Raw genomic sequence first — 19,051 nt, 5'->3', positions numbered from 1 at the left:
TCGCGTCAAGAAAACGCGTAAGACTAGACTCCAAAAATATCGCGCACCACATTGCGCGATGTCGGTGACCTTGCAGCCTTCGGATAGATGCCGTGCAAGATGCTGTCGGCGGCAAGCGCACCGCCATCGATGATGATCGCGCCTGTCGACACGAAGGTGTTGTCGCCCACTGCAGTCTTGCCGATGACGCGGCTGCCACCATACATCACGATGCCGCGGCCGAGCGACGGATAGTCGTTGTCGAGGTTCGCTCCCACCGTGCAGTTGTGATAGCAAATGAAATAGTCCGAATAGCTGGCGCGGCCGAGCACGGTGCCGACCGGATGCTGGACCGCAAACACGTCGGGCAGCTCCACCTCGTAGAACGCATCGAGCGCGTGCAGCGCCTTGTTGAGCGCATAGGCCTTGTCGGCGATGGGATGGCCCGACCGCTCGCGAAACGCCGAATTGGCGAGATAGTAGAGGAAGATCGCGTACTGGTCGGAGTGCCAGTGCGAAAACCGCGCCTCGCCGTTTGCAAAGAACCCTTTCAGCCTCACGCGCGAAAAACAGTGATCGATCCGGCCGAGCGCGAGATCGACGAATTTTGGGAGATCGCCGAGGTCGGCGCCGTCGGGGAACAGGTTCTCGAACTGCTTGCGCACATAGAGAGCGAGATCATTGCGGGCAAGCGAGAGCTGCACGGTGCTAGTTCCTGCTTGAGGAGCTGGCGCGCACGTCGAGGCCGCGCGAGAGCAGATGGCTGCGCAGCTTGATCGGGCTGTGATCGGTGAACAGGAACATCGAGGAGACCGCGACCGCCGAGGCGCCGGCCTCCAGCGCGTCGATCGCGTGCTGGAGCGAACCGCAGCCGCCGGAGACGATCAGCGGCACGCTCAGTACGCTGGCGGCCTTGTGGATCATATCGAGGTCGTAGCCGCTCATGGTGCCGTCACGGTCGATTGAGCCGAGCAGCACCTCGCCGCAATGCAGATCCTCACAGCGCTGCGCCCATTCGATCGGATCGAGCGCGACATGCTCCCGCCCCCCGTCGATGAACACGCTAGCGTGGTTGGGATTGATCTTCTTGTAGTCGATCGACACCGTCATGCACTGGTCGCCGAAGGTGCGCGCCGCCTCGCGCAAAAACTCCGGACGCCGCACGGCCTCCGAATTCACCGACACCTTGTCGGCGCCGGCGCGCAGCAGCATGTTGACATCGTCGAGTGTCTTGACCCCGCCGCCGACGGTGAACGGCATGAAGACCTCTTCCGACATCCGCTCGATGATGTCGACGACGCGGCCGCGCGAGGCCGCGCTCGGCACGATGTCGAGCACGATCAACTCGTCGACGCCGTAATCGTTATAGACCTTCGCCGTCGTCACCGGGTTGCCGGCGGCGCGCTCGTTCTCGAAGAAGCGAACATATTTGACGAGCCTGCCATCGCGCAGCAGGAATTTTGGGATCAGGCGCTTCTTCAGCATCGACGTCAGGGATTCCAGCGCAGGAAATTGCTCATCAGCTCGATCCCGGTGTCCTGGCTCTTCTCGGGATGGAACTGCGTGGCGACGATATTGTCCCGCGCGATGATCGCGGTCACCGGCTGGCCGTATTGGGCGACGCCGACCACGTCCCGCGCGTCCCTGCAGCGCATGGCAAAGGAGTGGACGAAGTAGAACGCCAGATTGCTGTCGCGGATATTGGCCAGGATCGGATGGCTGCGCTCCTTCGCCACCATGTTCCAGCCCATATGCGGAATCTTCAGCGCGGGATCGTTCGGCATCAGCCGCGCGACATCGGCATCGAACCAGCCTAGCCCGCGATGGACCACGCCGTCGTCTGCATGCTCCTCGGAGGTGTTGGCGAGCACCTGCATGCCCAGACATACCGCAAGGAACGGCTTGCCCTTCTCGCGGACATGGCGCTCCAGCATCTCGTTAATGCCGCGGGCGCGGATGTTGCTCATGGCGTCGCCGAACGCGCCGACGCCGGGCAGGATGATGTGGGAGGCATCCGCGATCGCATCCGCCTCATGGGTCACGACCGGGTCGAAGCCGCAATATTCGACGGCGTTCTTCACCGAGCGCACATTGTTGATGCCGTAATCGACGATCGCTACGCCTGACATCGCCTGCTCCCCCGGCGCATCGACGCGCCACCTGTTCGCTCCTGCCAGCCTATCCCTTGCCGCCGCCGATCTCGACGCCCGGATGGTTCGGCCACGGCACCTGCGTGTTGTTCCACTTGTCCATGTCGGGCATGCGGCGCCCCGGCTCGACCGTGTTCGGTGAGAACTGCCAGGGGCTGACCTCGTGCTTGATCGCGATGCCCAGGAACTGCTCCTCGGTGAGCTGGAGATAATCGAGGAATAGATCGAGGCTCGGCGGCCGCTTGCCGTCGAATTCACGTACCAGCGCCTCGCCCTGCTCGCGGGTCATGCGCTTGTTGCGGATATCGATGTTGGCGAGATGGTTGGTCCGGCCCATGCCGCGTTTGATGTATTTGAGATAGTCGCGAACCCCCTGGAAGAAGCACTCGATCTTCTCGTAGTCGTATTCCGGCGGAATGCCTTCGACTTCCTGGCCCTTCCAGCCGAGCTCGCTCTTGATGATGTCGACGTGCTTCTTGGTGTCCCACTTGATGTAGCTGCCGAGACACACCGAGCGGCACTTGATCCGCATCAGCTCCTTGCGCGCCGGATAGACGAACGGATAGAGGTCGCGCTTGGCAACACGGCCGCCGAGAAACTCGTACATGTCGTCGGCGGTGATGCCGAGATTCATGGCGCGGTTGAAGCGCTTCTCGTCGACCTCTTCCATCTCGTCGTAGGAATAGAACGACTGATATTCCGCGAGACTCTCGCCCCAGATCAGGAGCGGCGTCTCGTAGCGGATCGCGACCTGCATGGTGTGGGCATAGATGCCGGTGTGGCAGTGCCAGCAAAAGTCGCCGCGGCGCTTCAGCGACTCCAGCATCAGTTCGCGCACCACGTGCCAGTTCGGCGTGAAGTTCAGCACGTCGACGCCGAGTTGCTTGAACACGCTGGTGTTGTTCTCTTCGATCAGCGGCCGGTAGAACCAGTGGTCGAAGCGTACGACCAGAGGCTTCAGGCCGAGCTTGCGCACGACGTACCAGAGCTGGAACACGCTGTCTTTGCCGCCCGAATAGGGCACGATGCAGTCGTAAAGGCCCTTGTCGCGGTATTGACCTACCAGCTCCATCATCTGCTTGTAGCGATCGTCCCAGTTGATCTGGGTGTCACGGACCTCGATCTGACGGCAAACGCTGCAGGAACCGGATTCGTCGAACGACGTCGCCTCAGCCGTTTCTGGCAGCAAGCATTTGCTACAGCTCAACATTTCAGGAATTCTCGCGATTGCTTGATTTGCTGCGGGCTTACCACGCCGTCCAGCCCCCGTCGACCGCAATGCACTGGCCCGTCACATAGGCCGACAGGTCGCTCGCCAGATAGGCGACGGCGCCCTTCATGTCGTCCTCCCGAGCCATCCGCGCAAGCGGCGTGCGGGCCACATACCGGCTTAAGAACGGCTCCGGCGTCGCCCTGAACACACCTCCAGGCGCCACGGCGTTGACCCGGACCTTAGGGGCCATGGTGGTCGCAAGCCAGCGCGTCATCTGGATCAACCCGCCCTTGCTCGCAGCATAGGCCGCAGGGTTCCCAAGCGCGGTTCCCTCGTAAAGCCGCCAGTCCGGCCCGGCGAGCCCGTAGATCGAGGAAATATTGATCACGCTGCCATGGCCGGATTTGGCCAGATCCTCGGCTGCTGCCTGGATCAGGACGAAGGGCGCGGTCAGGTTGACCTCGAGCGCCCGCCGCCAGGTCGCATCCGACTGCTGCTCGAACGGGACCGCCCATCCCTCAAGCCCGCTGGTGCCGACAAAGGCCGCGCAGTTGACGATGATGTCGATGCCGCCGAACGCCTCGCGCACCCGCCGCGGCAGATCCTTCACCGCTTCTCCCTGCTCGAAATCGCAGTCGAACATCTCTGCCTTGACCGGCCAGCTCTTCGCGAGCCCTGCCGCGGCCTCCTTGCCGGCAGACGCTGCCATATCGATCAGCGCGATCGTAGCGCCTAACTCGGCAAGGCCGCCTGCAATCGCGCGGCCGATATGACCGGCGCCCCCGGTGATGACAGCGACGCGCCCGTCGAGTGACATCATCTCTCGGAGCGAACGTTCGGTGCTCATCCGAAAATCCTCTGAAACTCGTCGGAGGCGCGCTGCAGATCATCGAGCCGGCCGACATCGATCCAGTACTCCCGCAGCGGGAATACCACCGATGGCTCGCCGGCAGCGATCGTTCGCTCGATCAGCGTCGGCATATCGACGGCCTCGTTGGCGTCGATATGATCGAGCACGGCAGGATCGAGCAGATAGACACCGGCATTGACGTAGAATTTCTGCGTCGGCTTTTCGCGGATGCCGAGCAGGCGATGGTCGTCGAAATCGATGACACCGAACGGTACCGTCACCGAATGCTCGCGCACACAGACGGTAGAGAATGCCTGATGCTCGCGATGGTATTTCAGCATCTGCTCGAAATTCACGGTGGTCAGCAGATCGCCGTTCATGACAAAAAACGGCTGCGCCGGCCGTTCGGGCAACAGCGACAATGCGCCCGCGGTGCCGAGGCGCGCATTTTCCTGCAAATAATTGATCTCCACGCCCCAAGCCGAGCCGTCGCCGAAATAGTCGCGGATCATGTCGGCCTTGTAGTTGACCGAGATGAAGAACTTGCCGAAGCCGGCCTTGACGAAACCGCCGAGCACGGTCTCCAGGATCGGCTTGTCGCCAACCCGGATCAGGGGCTTCGGTATGTCGTCGGTCAGCGGCTTCAGCCGCGAGCCGAGGCCGCCAGCCATCAGGACCACCCAGTGGTCGGATTGCTGCGCGAGCGCCAGGTCGTCGATCAGCTTGACCTCGACCACCCTGCCCTCGGCATCGACGATCGGAAGTTGGTGGATCGAATGCTTGCGCATCAGATTGAGCGCAGCCGGATTGGAGATGCCGACCGACGCCGTGATCGGATTGCGGTTCATCACGAGGTCGACGGAAGCATCGAGCCCGACGCCGCCGAGCAGCGCACGCCGCACGTCACCGTCCGTGACGGTGCCTACGATCCTGCCGTCGCGTACGACCACGGCGAGCTGCAAATGGCCCTGATCGATCCGCCGCAGCGTTTCGATCAGGGGCGTATCTTCACTGACAGCGAATATCTCTTTCATCGCGAACCAATCCGGTCGCCGCCGGCGAAGGTACCGGCCCCGACATTCCTTGCAACCACGGCGCCCGCGGCAACAACAGCCCCCGCTCCCACGCTGAGGCGCCCCAGAATGACGGCGCCCGCGCCGATATGGGCGCCCTCACCAATCGAGACGCCGCCGCACAGCACTGCCCCCGGCGCGACATGGGTGTGATCGCCCACGATGCAGTCATGCTCCACCACTGCGCGCGTATTAACCAGAACGTTCCGCCCAAGCCGCGCGGCCGGCTGGACAACGGCACCCGCCATCACCTGGGCGCCGTCGCCTAGCGTTGCATCGGAGGCTATCGTCGCAGGGACATGCGAGATCACCGGAAACCTGTAGCCTAGGGCGGCGAAGCGGCCAAACAGCTCACGCCGCCCGGAGAGCCCCGAATCGGCGCGCGAGGCGCGGTTGCCCAGGCCATTGACGAGTTCGACTTGCCCAACGCTCATCTTCAGGACGTCTTCGTCGGGTCCGGTGATCGGGACCCCGCTCACCAGCCCACCCACTAATGCGGTGTCGCGATCCACCACCGCGGCCGGACGTATGCAACGGCTCCGCAAGGCCTCGATGACGACTCGCGCATGACCTCCGGCGCAGAGCACGATCAGGCTCATGGCTCCAGCGCCTCGTTGGCGGCATAGTCGCGTTGCGCGATCTTACCGAGATAGTTCCAGTATTCGATCGGCGCGATCCCGTCACCGGGCCGCTTGACGCCGAGATTATCCTCCGTAAAGCGCTCGCCGGCGCGGACAGCGCGGATCGCAACAAGACTCCGCCTTGCCACCGCGCGATTTGGAATCTCTTCCCGCGCGGGCACCTTGCGGCCGTCGCCGATCGCGGCCTCGACGTCGCGGATCGACGCAACCATCGCGGCCATCTCGTCGGGTTCGATCGAGGCGCGGTGATCGGGCCCTGGCAGATCGCGATCGAGCGTCAGGTGCTTTTCGATCACGGCCGCGCCGAGCGCGACCGCGGCTGCCGGAAGATGTATGCCGCGGCTATGATCGGAAAAGCCGACCGGAAGCCCGAATGCATTTTGCAGCGTCGCCATCGCGCGCAGATTGATCGAATGAGGATCGGCCGGATACTCGGTAGTACAGTGCAGCAGCGTGACCTTGGCGCGCAGCTCAGTCCAGGTCTCGCGGTCGAGCAGCAGGTTTGCAAAGCCGGCCGGCGACGGCTGTGCACGCGCGTCGGCGAGATAGCCGAAGGCGATGACGCCGAGCGCCTGCTCAACTTCCGCCAGCGTCGCCATGCCGGTCGAAAGGATGATCGGCAGCCGGAAGCGCGCCAGGTGCAGCAGCAGCGGCGCGTTGGTGAGATCGCCCGATCCCACCTTCAGTGTAGAGACGCCGATTCGGCGAACCAGATGCGTGGCGCTGTCGGCATCGAACGGAGTCGACATGTAGGCGATGCCGGCAGCGGCGCAGGCCGCGGCGACATTCACCTCGTCGTCCTCGCTGAGTTCGAGTGCGCGCAGCATTTCGAGCTGTGATTGCGCGTTGCCGGTGGCCGCCTGTTGATAGCTCGCCTTGGCGGCACCTGCGGTCGCCAGCCTGTCGGCACGAAACGACTGAAACTTTACGACGTCGGCCCCTGCCCGGGCCGCGGCTTTCACCAATTCGAGGGCCCGCGCTCGATCGCCGTTGTGGTTAACACCGGCCTCGGCAATGATCAGGGTTCGGCGATGCATGTGCTTTCGTCGCTGGGCACGGGGGGCGGTCAAAATCGCCATCTATCAAGCGGTTGTCTTAGTCGAGCACGCTGGTAAAAGCAACGGAAGCAGGCGGCTCGTGGCGTTCCCGGCCCCTGGCAGGAGACGAATCGTGCCGGTACCTGTTCGGCGCTGACAGCGGGCTTTTCGAGAGCAAATGACGAATTCGCCGGAGATATTGTTTCTGCTGGTTGGCCGCGGAGGATCCAAGGGATTGCCCGGCAAGAACCTGCGCGAGATCGGCGGCCTCAGCCTGGTCGGCTACAAGGCACGGGCTGCACGACAATCGCGCTACTGCGCGCGTCTGATCGCCTCCAGCGACAGCGCCGAGATCCAGGCCGAGGCGACGCGCCATGGCGCGGAGGTACTGTTCGACCGCCCTGCCGAGCTTGCAAGCGACACCGCCTCCTCCAACGACGTGGTACTCCACGCCATGGACTGGATCGAGACGCATGAGGGACGGCGCTATGATGCTATCATGCTGCTGGAGCCGTCGTCGCCTTTCGCGCGGCCGGAACATTTCGACGAGGCGGTCGAACTTTTCGCCATGCGCAAGGCCAGCCTTGTGGTCGGCATGCGCGAGACCGAGGTGGCCTCGATCTTCGTCGGGAACCTGGGCGCGGATGGCTCAATCGGCGGCATCGTCGAGAAGATGCTGAAGACGACGGCGCAGCGGCGGCAGGATCAGGCGCCTGAAGTCACCATGAACGGCGCGCTCTATCTCATCGGCTGGGATGCGATGCGCAAGCACCGGAAGATCTACGCCGATTCCTCCGCGAGCTACGGCATCATGATGGACCGCCTGCACTCGATCGAGATCGAGAGTGCTGCCGATCTCGCCTACGCATCCTACGTCGTCGAGCACGGCATGATCGACACGTCGCCATGGCGGAGATCCGCATGACCGCAAGCCGCCGCATCGCCGTCGTCACCGGTTCGCGGGCCGACTACGGATTGCTGCGGGGCATCCTGACGCGGCTGAAGAAGATGGATGACGTCTCGCTCAGCATTATCGCCTGCGGCATGCATCTCGTGCCGCGCTTCGGCGAGACCTGGCGAGCCATCGAGGCCGACGGCTTCTCGATCGCGGCGAAGGTCGATCTGCAACTGAGCGACGATCGCGCCGAGACCGTGGCGCGCGGTACCGGCATCGGCGTTTCCGGCTTTGCCGAAGTGCTCCCGAAGCTTGCGCCCGATATTCTGGTCGTGCTCGGCGACCGCTACGAGGCGCTGGCCGCCGCGGTCGCGGCGATGCTGTTGAACATCCCGATCGCTCACATCCATGGCGGCGAGATCACCGCCGGCGCCTTCGACGATGCGATCCGCCACGCCATCACGAAGATGGCCTGCCTGCATTTCGTTGCGGCCGAACCGTATCGGCAGCGCGTGATCCAGATGGGCGAACAGCCCGATTTTGTCTTCAACGTCGGCGCGCCCGGTCTCGATCTTGCGGAGACCGCAGGGACGTTGACCCGCGCCGAGTTGTTCGCGAAGCTCGGCATCGGCGGTCCCGAGAGCTTCCTGCTGGTGACGCTGCACCCGACCACGGCGCAGGCCGAGGCCGATGCTGCCAACGTCACTGCCCTCCTCGGCGCGCTTGCCGGCATTGAGGACCGCAGCATTATCTTCACCGGTGTCAACGCCGATCCCGGCTATCGCGCCATTGACGATGCGATCAGGACGTTCGTCGCGGCGCGCCCCAATCGCGCCCATCTGTTCACCTCGCTAGGCAGCGAGCGCTACTGGGCCGCGCTACGGCTTGCAGATGCCGTGGTCGGCAACTCCTCCAGCGGCATCCTCGAAGCCCCGGCCGTCGGCGTGCCCACGATCAATATTGGCGATCGCCAGAAGGGCCGGCTGCGCGCCGCCTCGATAATCGATTGCCCCGCCGATTCGGCGGCCATCCTGGGAAGCCTCCGCCACATCTTCGAGGGCCGGTTCCGGCCCGATCCGGCCCAAGTGCCCCCCTATGGACGCGGCGGCGCGTCCGAAGCCATCGCTAGTACCCTTCGAAAGATCGACCCGAAGCGCGCTTTCCCAAAATATTTCCATGATTTAGCGGCGTCCTCGCCCCCCCCTGGAACGACCGGATAACTGGCGTCCATTGTTGCCTACGCAGCGCCCCAGGCTGTATAGATCGGGGCGAGCTTGAGACGAACCGCGCACGTTCCGGGGGAACGCGACATGACGACGATCGATTCACTTTCCGACATGACGCCGGTGGCACGCACCGTCGAGATTAGTGAACTTCCGATTCCGCCTTATCGCGGCACCACGCTTCCCGCGATCGACTACGACGCGCATCCGGCCTATGGCGGCATGCTGCCTAAGCCGACCTTCCGTGAGCGCCTCTACGCCCTGAACGTGTTCCTGCGCACGTTCGCCTTCGTCACCATCCGCCGCATCGTCGACTACGACAACATGCCGCTTCTGACCAAGGAAGCCGACTTCAGCGGCCTTAATGCAAAGACGGCGCTGCGCTACATCTTGATGTATGCACGCATCCGCGCAAGCCGCGCGATCGGCGCGCTGACCGGCGCGCGCCGGCCTGCGAAGCCGGCTAACCTGACGCTGCTCAACAGGATCAAATCCGACGGCATCGTCTGCCTGAATCTCAAGTCCGACGAAATCGACAAGATCCGCAGCGTCACCAATCCAGGCTTTGCCAAGCTCGACGAGCGTCGGGCCGGCATTCCGCCCGAGAAGCGCAAGTTCGACGACAACGTCTACTGGTGCACGCGCTCGGCCGATCCGGAAGCCTTCGCGGCAGTGGAGAATATTTTCAAGCGCTACGGCGTCATGGAGGCTGCGAGCGCCTATCTCGGGCGCCCGGCCGGCGTGAAGCACATCAATGCACAGATCAACGACCAGGACCTCGCATTTTGGAAGCGGGTGTTCCCGGACACGCAGCTGCCCGATCCCTGGGGCAGCTACCTGCATATAGATGCCACCTACGGCATGCTGAAATGCGCGATCTACGTTCACGACATCGGCCCTGACGGCGGACCGTTCTGTTATGTCCGCGGCAGCCAGAATGCGAAGATCGGCTGGTTCGAAGGCATGGTGCGCCGGACCAACGACTTCAGCGGCTTCTCGGGCCGGCGCCCCGACGCGCGCAAGAAATTCATGGCGCTGCCGGAGTTCCTGCGCAAGAAGGCGGATTTCGGCGGCGACCTACAGGACAATTCGCCCGACGTGGCGCCGCTGCGCGAGGGACATTTCGCAGCGACCTCGAGCTACGGCAATTGCGTGCTGTTCGACGGCAACGGCATGCACCGCGGCGGCATGGTAAACAAGGGGGAGCGCCGCTGCCTGTTCATCCTGCTCGCCGAAATCTGAGGGCGCGCCCCAGCAACGTAACGAGCGATCAGCCCTTCGCGCCACGCAGCTTGCTCGGCCGCGCCAGATAGTCCGCGAGCTGCTCGGGACTGAAATAGGCCGACTGGCTGCGCAGCGGGCTGTCCTTGCGGATGAAGGCGAGATCAATCTGGGCGAGCGCGCCGTCCAGCGAGCGCATGTGGCCCTCGAGCACGTCATAGACCGCAAACCCCGCTTCGTCGCAGAAGCGCACGATGTCAGCGAATTGCGGAATGCCATGGCGCATCGGCATCATCGTGGTCTCGAGTATCATAAGGTCGATCTCGTTGATGCGCGAGCCGAGCCCCTTCAACACCTCGATCTCGGCGCCCTGGGTATCAACCTTGATGAATACCGGATGCTCCAGCTTCTCCGGCAATAATGAATCCAGCCGGCGCATCGGCGTCTTCCGCGCCACGCCGTCGAGTGCCTTGCCTTCGACCTGTGCGAAGATGCTCGAGCCCGAGATATCATCATGAACGTTGAAGGTGATATCGCCGTTCTCGGCGCCGGCAGCGACCAGAAAATATTCGGCGTCGAGCCGCTGCTTGAGCTGCTCGAGCACAGGACGGCATTCAGCCACCGGCTCGACCAGAAAATACTTCGCGCGCGGGAATGCGTCATAGATCGGCGAAGTGCCGAACGCGATGCCGACGTCGATCACCGTCTTCACCTCGAAGCCCAGCGACTTCAGGTGCTTGAAGAACAGCGCGAAGTTCCGAACCGGCGCGTTGGTGCGCATCAGGCGCAGCCCGATCGGCTCCAGGACGCGGTTGATGGCCTGGAACGCGGTTGAGACGAATGCCTTCATGAAGCGTGCGCCGGTTGGGCAAGAGCCTGGGTGAAGGATACCGATCGCAAAATGCCTCGACGCACGATGGACTTGCCGCAGTTTGCAATCGACCGGTCAGTTTGGTAGATCAGCACGACAACCCGGTCAAGCGACCGCCCCATCGGCAGGGACAGCGACATCTGCATGAAAGTCCTCGTGACCGGGAGCTCCGGCTTCATCGGCCAGGCACTCGTGCGACGGCTGCGCACTGAGCATTGCGCAGTCGTGGGACTCGACAAGGTTCCGGCCGATGCGACCGACATCGTGTGCGACATCCTGGATGCCGATCTCCTGACGAAGGCCGTGACCGGCGCCGCACCGGACGCAGTGGTCCATCTTGCCGCGCGCATCGATCTCGACGAGAAGACCGACCTTTCCGGCTACACCGCCAATATCGAGGGTGTGGAAAACCTGGTCCAGGCCGTGCGGCAGACGCCTTCAGTGCGGCGCGCGATCTGGACCTCATCGCAGCTCGTCTGCCGGGTCGGTTATGTGCCGACCAGCGACACCGACTATCAGGCCGACACGCTGTACGGAAAGAGCAAGGTGCGCACCGAGGAGATCGTCCGCAGCTCTGACGGCGCGGGGCGGGAATGGTGCCTGGCGCGCCCCACAACCGTCTGGGGCCCCGGAATGAGCGCGCATTATCAGCGCTTCCTACACATGATCGAGCGCGGCCATTATTTCCACGTCGGGCGCGGGCCGCTCTGGAAGTCGTACAGCTATGTCGAGAACATCGCCTTCCAGTATTGGCGTCTGCTGAGCGTGCCGGCGGAACAGATCCATCGCCGGACGTTCTATCTCGCCGATTACACACCGATCGATCTTATCGCATGGTGCGATGCGTTTCAGCGCGACTTCGGTTCGCGCCCGATTCCGCATCTACCGACCGGCGTCGCCCGGACGCTCGCGTTCTGCGGCGACGCGGTTAACGCGATCGGGTTGAAGCGGTTTCCGTTCAATTCGTTCCGCCTCAACAACGTGCTCACGCAGTATCAATTCGATCTCGCGCCGACTGCGGCGGTTTGCGGCCCGCTTCCCTGCGACATGGAGCAAGGCGTCGCGGCTACCGTCGCGTGGCTGCGAAATATCTCAGCCCGCTGAGATCAGATCGCCGGGGTGTTGCCCCCAAGCGTGGCGGTCTCCCGCGCACGCAGCTTGGCAAAATCAAGCACCAGCCCGGTCACCAGCATCGACACCAACACCAGCGCCGAATTCGCCATGCCGAGGGGGCCCTGCACTGGACTGAGAAGGACGCTGGCGAGCACGAACACGAGCAGCAACTGCGGCGTCATCAGACCGGAATGCCGGCTTCCGGCCGCGCTCCAGCCGGCCACCGCTCCCCAAATCGCGACATAGATAATTGCACCCACCAATCCGAAGTCGATGAACGCCGCGGCCCAGGCAGTCGGAAAGAAACCGTAGATCGCCGCGGCTCGCAGCTCCGCTTCCATGACCGCAACCTGGTCGCTGTTCGAGAAGTAGATCCGCAGTAGCGGCGACAGCACGCCAATCTCGTACACGCCCCATTGGGGCGTGAATTTGTCGCGCGCCTTCCAGACGATATCGATCGTTCGCACACCATGGGTCAGATAGAAATAGGTACTGAGGCCAATCATCGCGCCGCGCGCGGATAAGCGCCCGGAGTCGATCGCCGAGGTGACGTAACCGCGCGGCATCACGTTCCAGGCCATCAGCATCTTAGGTAGGAAGGCATCCGCAGAGCTTGCGACGGGCGCGGCCTGCTGGACCTTCTGTGCCTCGACAATCCGCTTGTTGAGTTCGGTTGCCGCGATAGTCTCCGCGGGCTTGGGGCGCGGAATCCCTCCCGACGCGGCCGGATCGTAGGCCACGGATGCGTCGCGTTGGTTCTTCTCCTGCTCCAATTCCGCAATCAACGGCAACATCTGTGTGCAGAAGCTCTGCCTGCTGCTCCAGATCGCGCTCGAATAGACCGCGAACAGGCTCACGGCGATGCCCGTCTTGAGCAGAAGATAGTGCCCACGCGGCAGAAGGGTTCGCCCCTGGGCGACGCGGACAAGCATCGCCATCGCGACCAGGACGAAAACGAACAAAATCGGCATCCGCCCCGAATAGAGCAGCGCATAGCCGACCGGTGAGACGATCGACAGTTGCCCCAGCGCAGCCGCCCATCCTCTGATTTCCTCGCCCTTGAGCAGGAACAGCACGACGGAGACAAAGCCGAAAGAGAACATCAAGTAACCACCGTAGAGCAACGGCGTGCGCTTGATCGCGATCGTGTCGACGAGCCCCGGCGCACAGCGCAGCAACTCGGCATAGCTGCTGTTGCTCACACCGCTCAGGACGGTCCGGTCGAGTGCAACCAGCGCGATGCCCACGATCCCGACCAGCGACGCGAACGTTGCTACGTTGTTCAACATCCGTGTGGAAGGTCGCGGCGAGCGTGCCTGGAGCGCGAACCAGCGATCGAAGACGAGCTTGCCGCCCCGATATGACAGCAGAAAGATCGCCAATCCGATCGCGACCACGGTTAGCACGACGACGGACGGTTGTCCCGGATAGTCGATCGGCCCGATGGCGACGAAGAGGAGCACCCCGAGCCAGATCAGGGTCATGAGAACTGCGGGCGACGAGAGGCCTCCGATCAAGGGCATGAGCCGCTGTTGCACGTTGCTGTCCCTAGCGCCCCTTAAGTCGTCTTGACGTCTGCTCACGGGCCTGTCCTCAGGGGTAGAGCATGTCTGGATCGATGGGAAGACCGACGGATCCGGTCGCGACCGATTCCTTCAAACTTACGCGCATCCTGTGAACGGCGAAACCAGCGAGGGACAGGAACAACACGGCGCTAGCGATTCCACCGGCAAGCGCCGCCCCGTAAATGCCGAGCGCCGGGACCAGCACCACATTCAGCACCGTCGACACCCCGGCCGACCCGAGATTGCAGATCAGGAGATATTTGTCCGAGCGCGCGGCGTAGAGAGCGTAGGACGGAACATCCGCCAACATGCGCAGAAAAGCTCCCGGCAGGATAGCATAGAACACTCCGATGCTCGCTGCGTAGGTCGACAACCCGAGCAGCGCCAGCATTGGCCCCATAACCAGAGCCGACACGATCATGGTCGCGCAAACCAGCGCTAGCATCGACCAGAAGAACGACCACATCGCCGTGCGATAGGCATCCGGGCCCGCAGCATAACCTGCAATGACCTTCGGCAGGAACTGATGCGACACCGAGCCGCCAAGTGACAGCAAGCCGATCAGGATCGTCGAATAGAACGTGTAGATGCCGAGCGCATCGCGCCCGACGAACGCATCGATGACGAAGCGGTCGACATAGGAGATGACCAGCGCACCGACCGCCGTCAGCATGAAGGGACGCGCGGTCAAGAGGCCCTCGCGGATGTGCTTGAAGTTCGGCCTGTAACCCCTGAGTTCGTGCCACGGCAGCTCAGAGAGCGAGAACGCGGAAAAGGCGATCGACAGCACGCCGCCGAACGCCCACCAGACCAGCACCGTCTCCAGCGTCCGGGTCGACGGCGCCGCGAACATCAGCAGCGCGATCGCGTACACCCAGATCCCGCCGCGCAGGAACACGCCGATATAGGCGCGCACCGGCCGCCAGGTGATGATCAGGATTCGCGTCGCCTCCAGCGAGATATGCTCGGTGACGAGAATCACAATGAACCACGGCGCAAGGCGCGCCGGAAAGGAGCCCGCGGCAATCGCAACCGCCACCGCGATGCCGACCACTACGAGCGCCGCCGTGCCAAGCACCATCTGATCGGCAATAATGCGCGCGCGCCGCTCGGGGCTCGCCGGCACCAGTTCGCGCAAGGTATAGGAATAGAATTCCAGCCCGACCGCGAGCAGCGCGAAGGCCAGCGCCGCGGTCAAGAGACCGTATTGTCCCATCTCGGCCGGCGACAGCATGCGTGCCAGAAGGAGCGACAGCAGGAAGCGGCTCGCGAGCGTCAGCGCGCGCAGGACCAGCGCCGCGACCGTGCCGGCGACCGCCGGGCGTGTCACGAGGTCAAGCAGACGAGATCGCATCGAGCTGTTCCATCTCCACCGGCCGTCAACATCGGTTGCAGGCGCGCCTCCCACGGGATCGTCAGACGGCGCTTCTGCAGGACTTCAGGAAACGCGGCAGGTGCGCATTCAGCGAACGCGCCAGCGGCTCGACCGAGGTCCGCAAGGCCTCGTTCTCGGGGTCGAACTTGCGCCAGCCGAAATAGTCGCCCTCGACGCTGATCGACGCCAGGTGGCGCATGATCGCGCGGCGGGTCGTGTCGAGGTCGTCGGGTGATTTCCATCGCGCGAGCCGCTCGACGACGCCGTCGACCTCGCTGGTGTCGCGGACGTGCACGAAGTGCTGCGGGGTTGCGTAATACGGCTCGGTCGCGACCGAGCACAGTCCGGCCAGCGCCGCCTGGAAGCCGATGGTGCCCGTGAACGTCACCGACACCGCGCACTTCCCGATCAGCAAATTCGCCGGCACGTCATAGGGCACCAGCACCACGAACGGCAGCTTCGCCAGACGCTCGAACAGCTCGCGCTGGCGGAAACCGAACTGCAGCGGATGATCCTTCACGAAGATGCGGTAGCCGGCGCGGCCCAGCGCGTCGCAATAGCGTACCACCATGTCGTCATGCGCCAGCATGCCCTGCTGCTCGAGCCAGTAGTCCATCGAAGCCTCGGGGAACAGCTGAAGCCCGAGGAATACCCGCCGCTCGCGCGGCACTTCGGCGAGCCGCTTGTCCCAGCCATGATCGAGCAGCCCGAGCACGGCCACGTCGCGCATCCGCACCTTGTGCTTCAGCCGCTTCAGCGCGTCGAGATAGTGGCAATTGTAGCGGTCGCGCTTGAGGAACCGCCAGACGTTGAAGAAGGCGCCGCGCAGCGCGTAATAGCCAAAGATCCGCCAAAATCTGGCGAGCGAGAAGCGCTTGGCGTCTCGGACATAGGCCGGCGCAAAGTCTTCCCTGCAGAGCTGGCCGACCGCCGCATCGATATCCTCCCTGGAGGGCTCGCGCAGCGAGACCGGTCGCCCGCGGCGCATCAGCATGACCTGATCCGGAATGATGGAGGTCGTCATCTCCAGGAAGTCGATGCCGCGCCGCCGTGCTATGCGCTCCATGACGTCCATGACATAGCGGTCGATGGTGAAGGTCATGACGAGAGCGGGGCCAAGCTTGTCAAAAGCCTGCTCGATCGCCTGCGCCATGCCTCCGATCATCTTGAGCGCGAGATCGCGATCGATGCTTCTGAGCACGCGGCAGCGCAGGATGATGTCGGCGCATCCATCCGCGCCGAACCGGTCGAGTGCTGCCGCGGCAGCATCACCCCGATCGGCGAAGCGATAGAAATCGTCGACCAGCGAATAGTCGCCGTCGTCGCGCAGGTCGCTGAGCACGACCGCCTCAGCGAACTCCATGCGAGAGGCCAGGTATTTCCACCAGGCCGTCGTGCTGTGAATGGTGAAGAAGACGATCCGGGGCATCAGCTCTGGTTCGCGCCTTCCGGGGCGGCTCCGGCGAGGAAGGGACTGCTCGGCAGGTTGATACAGCGCGTGTTCATGTCCTCGGCGACGGGAAGCGCTGCGCGCGGACAGTCGCGGTACATCGGCAACAGGTGCATCGGCGTCCACAACGGCCGGGCGCGAATGCCGTGGCCGTGCAGGGCTTCGAGCAGGCGGTCGCGCTCGCAGGCGTATTCGCGGTCGAGCACCAGCGTGTTGAGCCAGTAATTGCTCTCAGAACCCTTCGGCTCGCGATAGATGCGCGCCCAGGGAAAATCGCTGAAGGCGTCGAGATAGCGTTTTGCGAGCACGCGCTTGGCCTCGACCATGCCGGCCAACCGCTCCATCTGAGCGCAGCCGAGTGCCGCGTTGATATTGGGCAGGCGGTAGTTGTAGGCGACCTCGTCGTGCTCGAACGCCCAGGCATGCGCCTTCTTCGCCGTCGAGGTGAAATGCCGGGCGTGGCGGGCGTGCGCCTCGTCGTCGGTCACGATCATGCCGCCGCCGCCGGTGGTGATGATCTTGTTGCCGTTGAAACTCAGCACCGCGGAATGGCCGAACGTGCCGCAGCCCTTGCCGTTCAGGGTTGAGCCGAGCGACTCGGTCGCATCCTCGACGATCACGAGGTCGTAGCGGGCGGCGACCGCGCCGAGCGCCGCCATGTCGACGGGATGTCCGAAGATGTGCACTGGAACGATCGCGCGAAAGCGCCGGCCGGTGTGCTTGTTGACCCAGGCGTCGTTCTGCCGCACCGCGACCTCATCGAGATGCGCCTCGAGCGCACGCGGATCGAGTCCCAAAGTATCCCAGGTCGAGTCGACGAAGTGCGGCACGGCACCAGCATGGCTCACGGCATTGGCGGTGGCGACAAAGGTGATCGAAGGTAGCAGCACCTCGTCGTTAGCCTCGACGCCCTCCAACACCAGAGCCGCATGCAGCGCGGCAGTGCCATTGACGATCGCAACCGCGTGGCGCGAGCCGGTCGCGGCCGCGACCATCTCCTCGAAACGGGTGACGTATTTGCCGGCCGACGACACCCAGTTGGTGTCGATGCAATCGAGCACCAGTTCGCGTTCGCGCTGTCCGAAACGCGGCTCATGCAGTTCGACCGGGCGCTGCGCCACCCCGAGCACCGCATCGACGGCGTCGAGTACCGGCTTGAAGTCAAGCGCGGCGGGACGGTTCTGGCTCGCTTGCGCGGAGGATATGCTCATCTTGTTCACAACGTGTAGGAATTGACGCGATAGCGGGACAGGTTCTCCTGCCTGGTGAACCAGGCGATGGTCTGTTCGAGACCCTTGCGCAGCCCTTCCACACCGCCGAGGCGCGGTGACCAGCCCAGCAGCTTCTGCGCCTTGGCGTTGGAGGCCCAGAGGCGTTCGACTTCGCTGCGCCCGGGGCGCACACGCACGTCGTCATGCTCGATCTCGATCTCCGCTTCCATCAGCTGGGCGATCAGCCGCGCGGTGTCGCCGATCGAGATCTCGAAAGCGCTGCCGATATTAATGACCTCCCCCACCGCGGCCGTGGAGTCGAGGGCCGCCAGGAAACCGCCGACGGTATCGGCGACGTAGTTGAAGTCGCGCGTCGGATGGATGCTGCCGAGCTTGATCTTGCGCACGCCTGCTGCAATCTGCGTGATGATGGTCGGGATCACGGCACGGGCCGATTGGCGCGGGCCGTAGGTATTGAAGGGGCGCACCACCGTAACCGGCGTGCCGAACGAACGCTCGAACGACAGCGCGAGCTGGTCGGCGCCGATCTTCGTCGCGGAGTAAGGCGACTGGCCCTGGAGCGGATGTTCCTCGGTGATCGGAACAAATTGCGCCGTGCCATAGACCTCGCTGGTCGAGGTGTGGACCACCTTCTCGACTCCGAGGTCCCGCGCAGCCTGCAGCACATTGAGCGTGCCGCGGATGTTGGCTTCGACATAGGTGTCGGGCGAATGATACGAGTAAGGAATCGCGATGAGCGCGGCGAGGTGCAGGACGGCGTCACAGCCCTTCATCGCGGCGCGCACACCGTTCGGATCGCACACATTGCCGGCGAAAAAATCGAACTCCTGGCGGATATCGGGCGGCGAGGAATCGAGCCAGCCGTGCGAGCCCATGCTGTTGTAGTGCACGAACGCGCGCACCGCGACATTGCGCCGGACCAGCTCTTCCGCAAGGTGCGATCCGATGAATCCGCCCGCCCCCGTCAAAAGTACTTTTCGCAAAGTTCCAGTTCCCCTCTGGCCGGGCCGCCCGACCTGCCATGCCGGCCACTTCTAGACATTCCGGCCGCTGGAGGCCAGTTTTGAATGAGCGCCGGTGCTGTCAATGAGCCGGAACCCGGGCACGAAATACAACCGCTAGGGGTCCGCAAACCCTTGAGAAGGATCAATAAATCCGCACGT

The 19,051-nt window shown here is 63.6% G+C and carries 19 protein-coding genes; 4 read left to right on the top strand and 15 right to left on the bottom strand.

Annotation, left to right across the window (positions count from 1 at the left end; all coding sequences use genetic code 11):
- Positions 1-23: 23 nt before the first annotated feature.
- The 8 genes from XI08_RS32285 to neuB are packed head-to-tail and all read right to left on the bottom strand — an operon-like array spanning position 24 to position 6,943.
- Entirely contained in the window at positions 24-683 is a 660-nt protein-coding gene (locus XI08_RS32285; RefSeq protein ID WP_271577488.1) for a hypothetical protein, read from the bottom strand.
- Positions 684-687: 4 nt separating this feature from the next.
- Positions 688-1,464 carry an imidazole glycerol phosphate synthase cyclase subunit gene (locus tag XI08_RS32280; RefSeq protein ID WP_271577487.1) on the bottom strand — a complete coding sequence of 259 codons (777 nt, stop codon included), beginning with the start codon at positions 1,462-1,464 and terminating at the stop codon, positions 688-690.
- A 5-nt stretch (positions 1,465-1,469) separates the two neighbouring features.
- Positions 1,470-2,108: an imidazole glycerol phosphate synthase subunit HisH gene (hisH, locus tag XI08_RS32275; protein WP_271577486.1), complete on the bottom strand. Its 639-nt coding sequence runs from the start codon at positions 2,106-2,108 to the stop codon at positions 1,470-1,472.
- Positions 2,109-2,157: 49 nt separating this feature from the next.
- Positions 2,158-3,339 carry an N-acetyl sugar amidotransferase gene (locus tag XI08_RS32270; RefSeq protein WP_271577485.1) on the bottom strand — a complete coding sequence of 394 codons (1,182 nt, stop codon included), beginning with the start codon at positions 3,337-3,339 and terminating at the stop codon, positions 2,158-2,160.
- A gap of 37 nt (positions 3,340-3,376) precedes the next feature.
- Positions 3,377-4,189 carry an SDR family oxidoreductase gene (locus XI08_RS32265; protein ID WP_271577484.1) on the bottom strand — a complete coding sequence of 271 codons (813 nt, stop codon included), beginning with the start codon at positions 4,187-4,189 and terminating at the stop codon, positions 3,377-3,379.
- Complete coding sequence (locus XI08_RS32260; RefSeq protein WP_135174723.1) at positions 4,186-5,226, bottom strand: nucleotidyltransferase family protein; 1,041 nt, start codon at positions 5,224-5,226, stop codon at positions 4,186-4,188. Before XI08_RS32260 ends, XI08_RS32265 begins: the two co-directional genes overlap by 4 nt.
- Positions 5,223-5,864, bottom strand: a complete 642-nt coding sequence (locus XI08_RS32255) for an acetyltransferase (RefSeq protein ID WP_271577483.1) — start codon at positions 5,862-5,864, stop codon at positions 5,223-5,225. Before XI08_RS32255 ends, XI08_RS32260 begins: the two co-directional genes overlap by 4 nt.
- Positions 5,861-6,943: an N-acetylneuraminate synthase gene (gene neuB, locus XI08_RS32250; RefSeq protein ID WP_271577482.1), complete on the bottom strand. Its 1,083-nt coding sequence runs from the start codon at positions 6,941-6,943 to the stop codon at positions 5,861-5,863. Before neuB ends, XI08_RS32255 begins: the two co-directional genes overlap by 4 nt.
- Positions 6,944-7,121: 178 nt before the next feature.
- On the opposite strand from neuB, the gene XI08_RS32245 reads away from it, so the two are divergent.
- The 3 genes from XI08_RS32245 (at position 7,122) to XI08_RS32235 (ending at position 10,303) form a co-directional block, all read left to right on the top strand.
- Complete coding sequence (locus XI08_RS32245) at positions 7,122-7,868, top strand: acylneuraminate cytidylyltransferase family protein (protein ID WP_271577481.1); 747 nt, start codon at positions 7,122-7,124, stop codon at positions 7,866-7,868.
- Positions 7,865-9,058, top strand: a complete 1,194-nt coding sequence (neuC, locus tag XI08_RS32240; RefSeq protein ID WP_271577480.1) for a UDP-N-acetylglucosamine 2-epimerase — start codon at positions 7,865-7,867, stop codon at positions 9,056-9,058. Before XI08_RS32245 ends, neuC begins: the two co-directional genes overlap by 4 nt.
- A 90-nt stretch (positions 9,059-9,148) precedes the next feature.
- The gene (locus XI08_RS32235) at positions 9,149-10,303 is read left to right on the top strand and encodes a hypothetical protein (protein ID WP_271577479.1); all 1,155 of its coding nucleotides are present in this window, start codon (positions 9,149-9,151) and stop codon (positions 10,301-10,303) included.
- 28 nt (positions 10,304-10,331) lie between these two features.
- Here the strand turns inward: XI08_RS32235 and XI08_RS32230 are convergent, their stop codons facing one another.
- Together XI08_RS32230 and XI08_RS32225 are read right to left on the bottom strand one after the other, a co-directional pair.
- Entirely contained in the window at positions 10,332-11,132 is an 801-nt protein-coding gene (locus XI08_RS32230; RefSeq protein WP_271577478.1) for an FkbM family methyltransferase, read from the bottom strand.
- A complete protein-coding gene (locus tag XI08_RS32225) occupies positions 11,129-11,299 on the bottom strand; it encodes a hypothetical protein (RefSeq protein WP_271577477.1) in 171 nt (56 codons plus the stop codon). The genes XI08_RS32230 and XI08_RS32225 overlap by 4 nt, the downstream gene beginning before the upstream one ends.
- Here XI08_RS32225 and XI08_RS32220 point away from each other — a divergent pair.
- Entirely contained in the window at positions 11,298-12,257 is a 960-nt protein-coding gene (locus XI08_RS32220; RefSeq protein WP_271577476.1) for an NAD-dependent epimerase/dehydratase family protein, read from the top strand. The genes XI08_RS32225 and XI08_RS32220 overlap by 2 nt on opposite strands.
- A gap of 2 nt (positions 12,258-12,259) precedes the next feature.
- On the opposite strand, the gene XI08_RS32215 is transcribed toward XI08_RS32220, so the two are convergent.
- From XI08_RS32215 to XI08_RS32195, 5 genes are all read right to left on the bottom strand, one after another.
- Positions 12,260-13,750 (bottom strand): hypothetical protein, encoded by a 1,491-nt coding sequence (locus XI08_RS32215; protein WP_271577475.1) that lies wholly within the window; start codon positions 13,748-13,750, stop codon positions 12,260-12,262.
- A gap of 109 nt (positions 13,751-13,859) precedes the next feature.
- Positions 13,860-15,185, bottom strand: a complete 1,326-nt coding sequence (locus XI08_RS32210) for a lipopolysaccharide biosynthesis protein (RefSeq protein WP_271577474.1) — start codon at positions 15,183-15,185, stop codon at positions 13,860-13,862.
- 61 nt (positions 15,186-15,246) lie between these two features.
- Positions 15,247-16,635, bottom strand: coding sequence for a hypothetical protein (locus tag XI08_RS32205; RefSeq protein WP_271577473.1), 1,389 nt, complete (start codon positions 16,633-16,635; stop codon positions 15,247-15,249).
- Positions 16,635-17,867 carry a LegC family aminotransferase gene (locus XI08_RS32200; protein WP_271577472.1) on the bottom strand — a complete coding sequence of 411 codons (1,233 nt, stop codon included), beginning with the start codon at positions 17,865-17,867 and terminating at the stop codon, positions 16,635-16,637. The genes XI08_RS32205 and XI08_RS32200 overlap by 1 nt, the downstream gene beginning before the upstream one ends.
- 5 nt (positions 17,868-17,872) lie before the next feature.
- A complete protein-coding gene (locus XI08_RS32195; RefSeq protein WP_271577471.1) occupies positions 17,873-18,871 on the bottom strand; it encodes an NAD-dependent 4,6-dehydratase LegB in 999 nt (332 codons plus the stop codon).
- Between the last annotated feature and the right edge of the window lie 180 nt (positions 18,872-19,051).

The sequence above is a fragment of the Bradyrhizobium sp. CCBAU 11361 genome (assembly GCF_028128935.1).
Taxonomy (GTDB): domain Bacteria; phylum Pseudomonadota; class Alphaproteobacteria; order Rhizobiales; family Xanthobacteraceae; genus Bradyrhizobium; species Bradyrhizobium niftali.
Note: the sequence above shows the minus strand (reverse complement) of the source record. Positions and strands in the feature narration are given on the sequence as shown.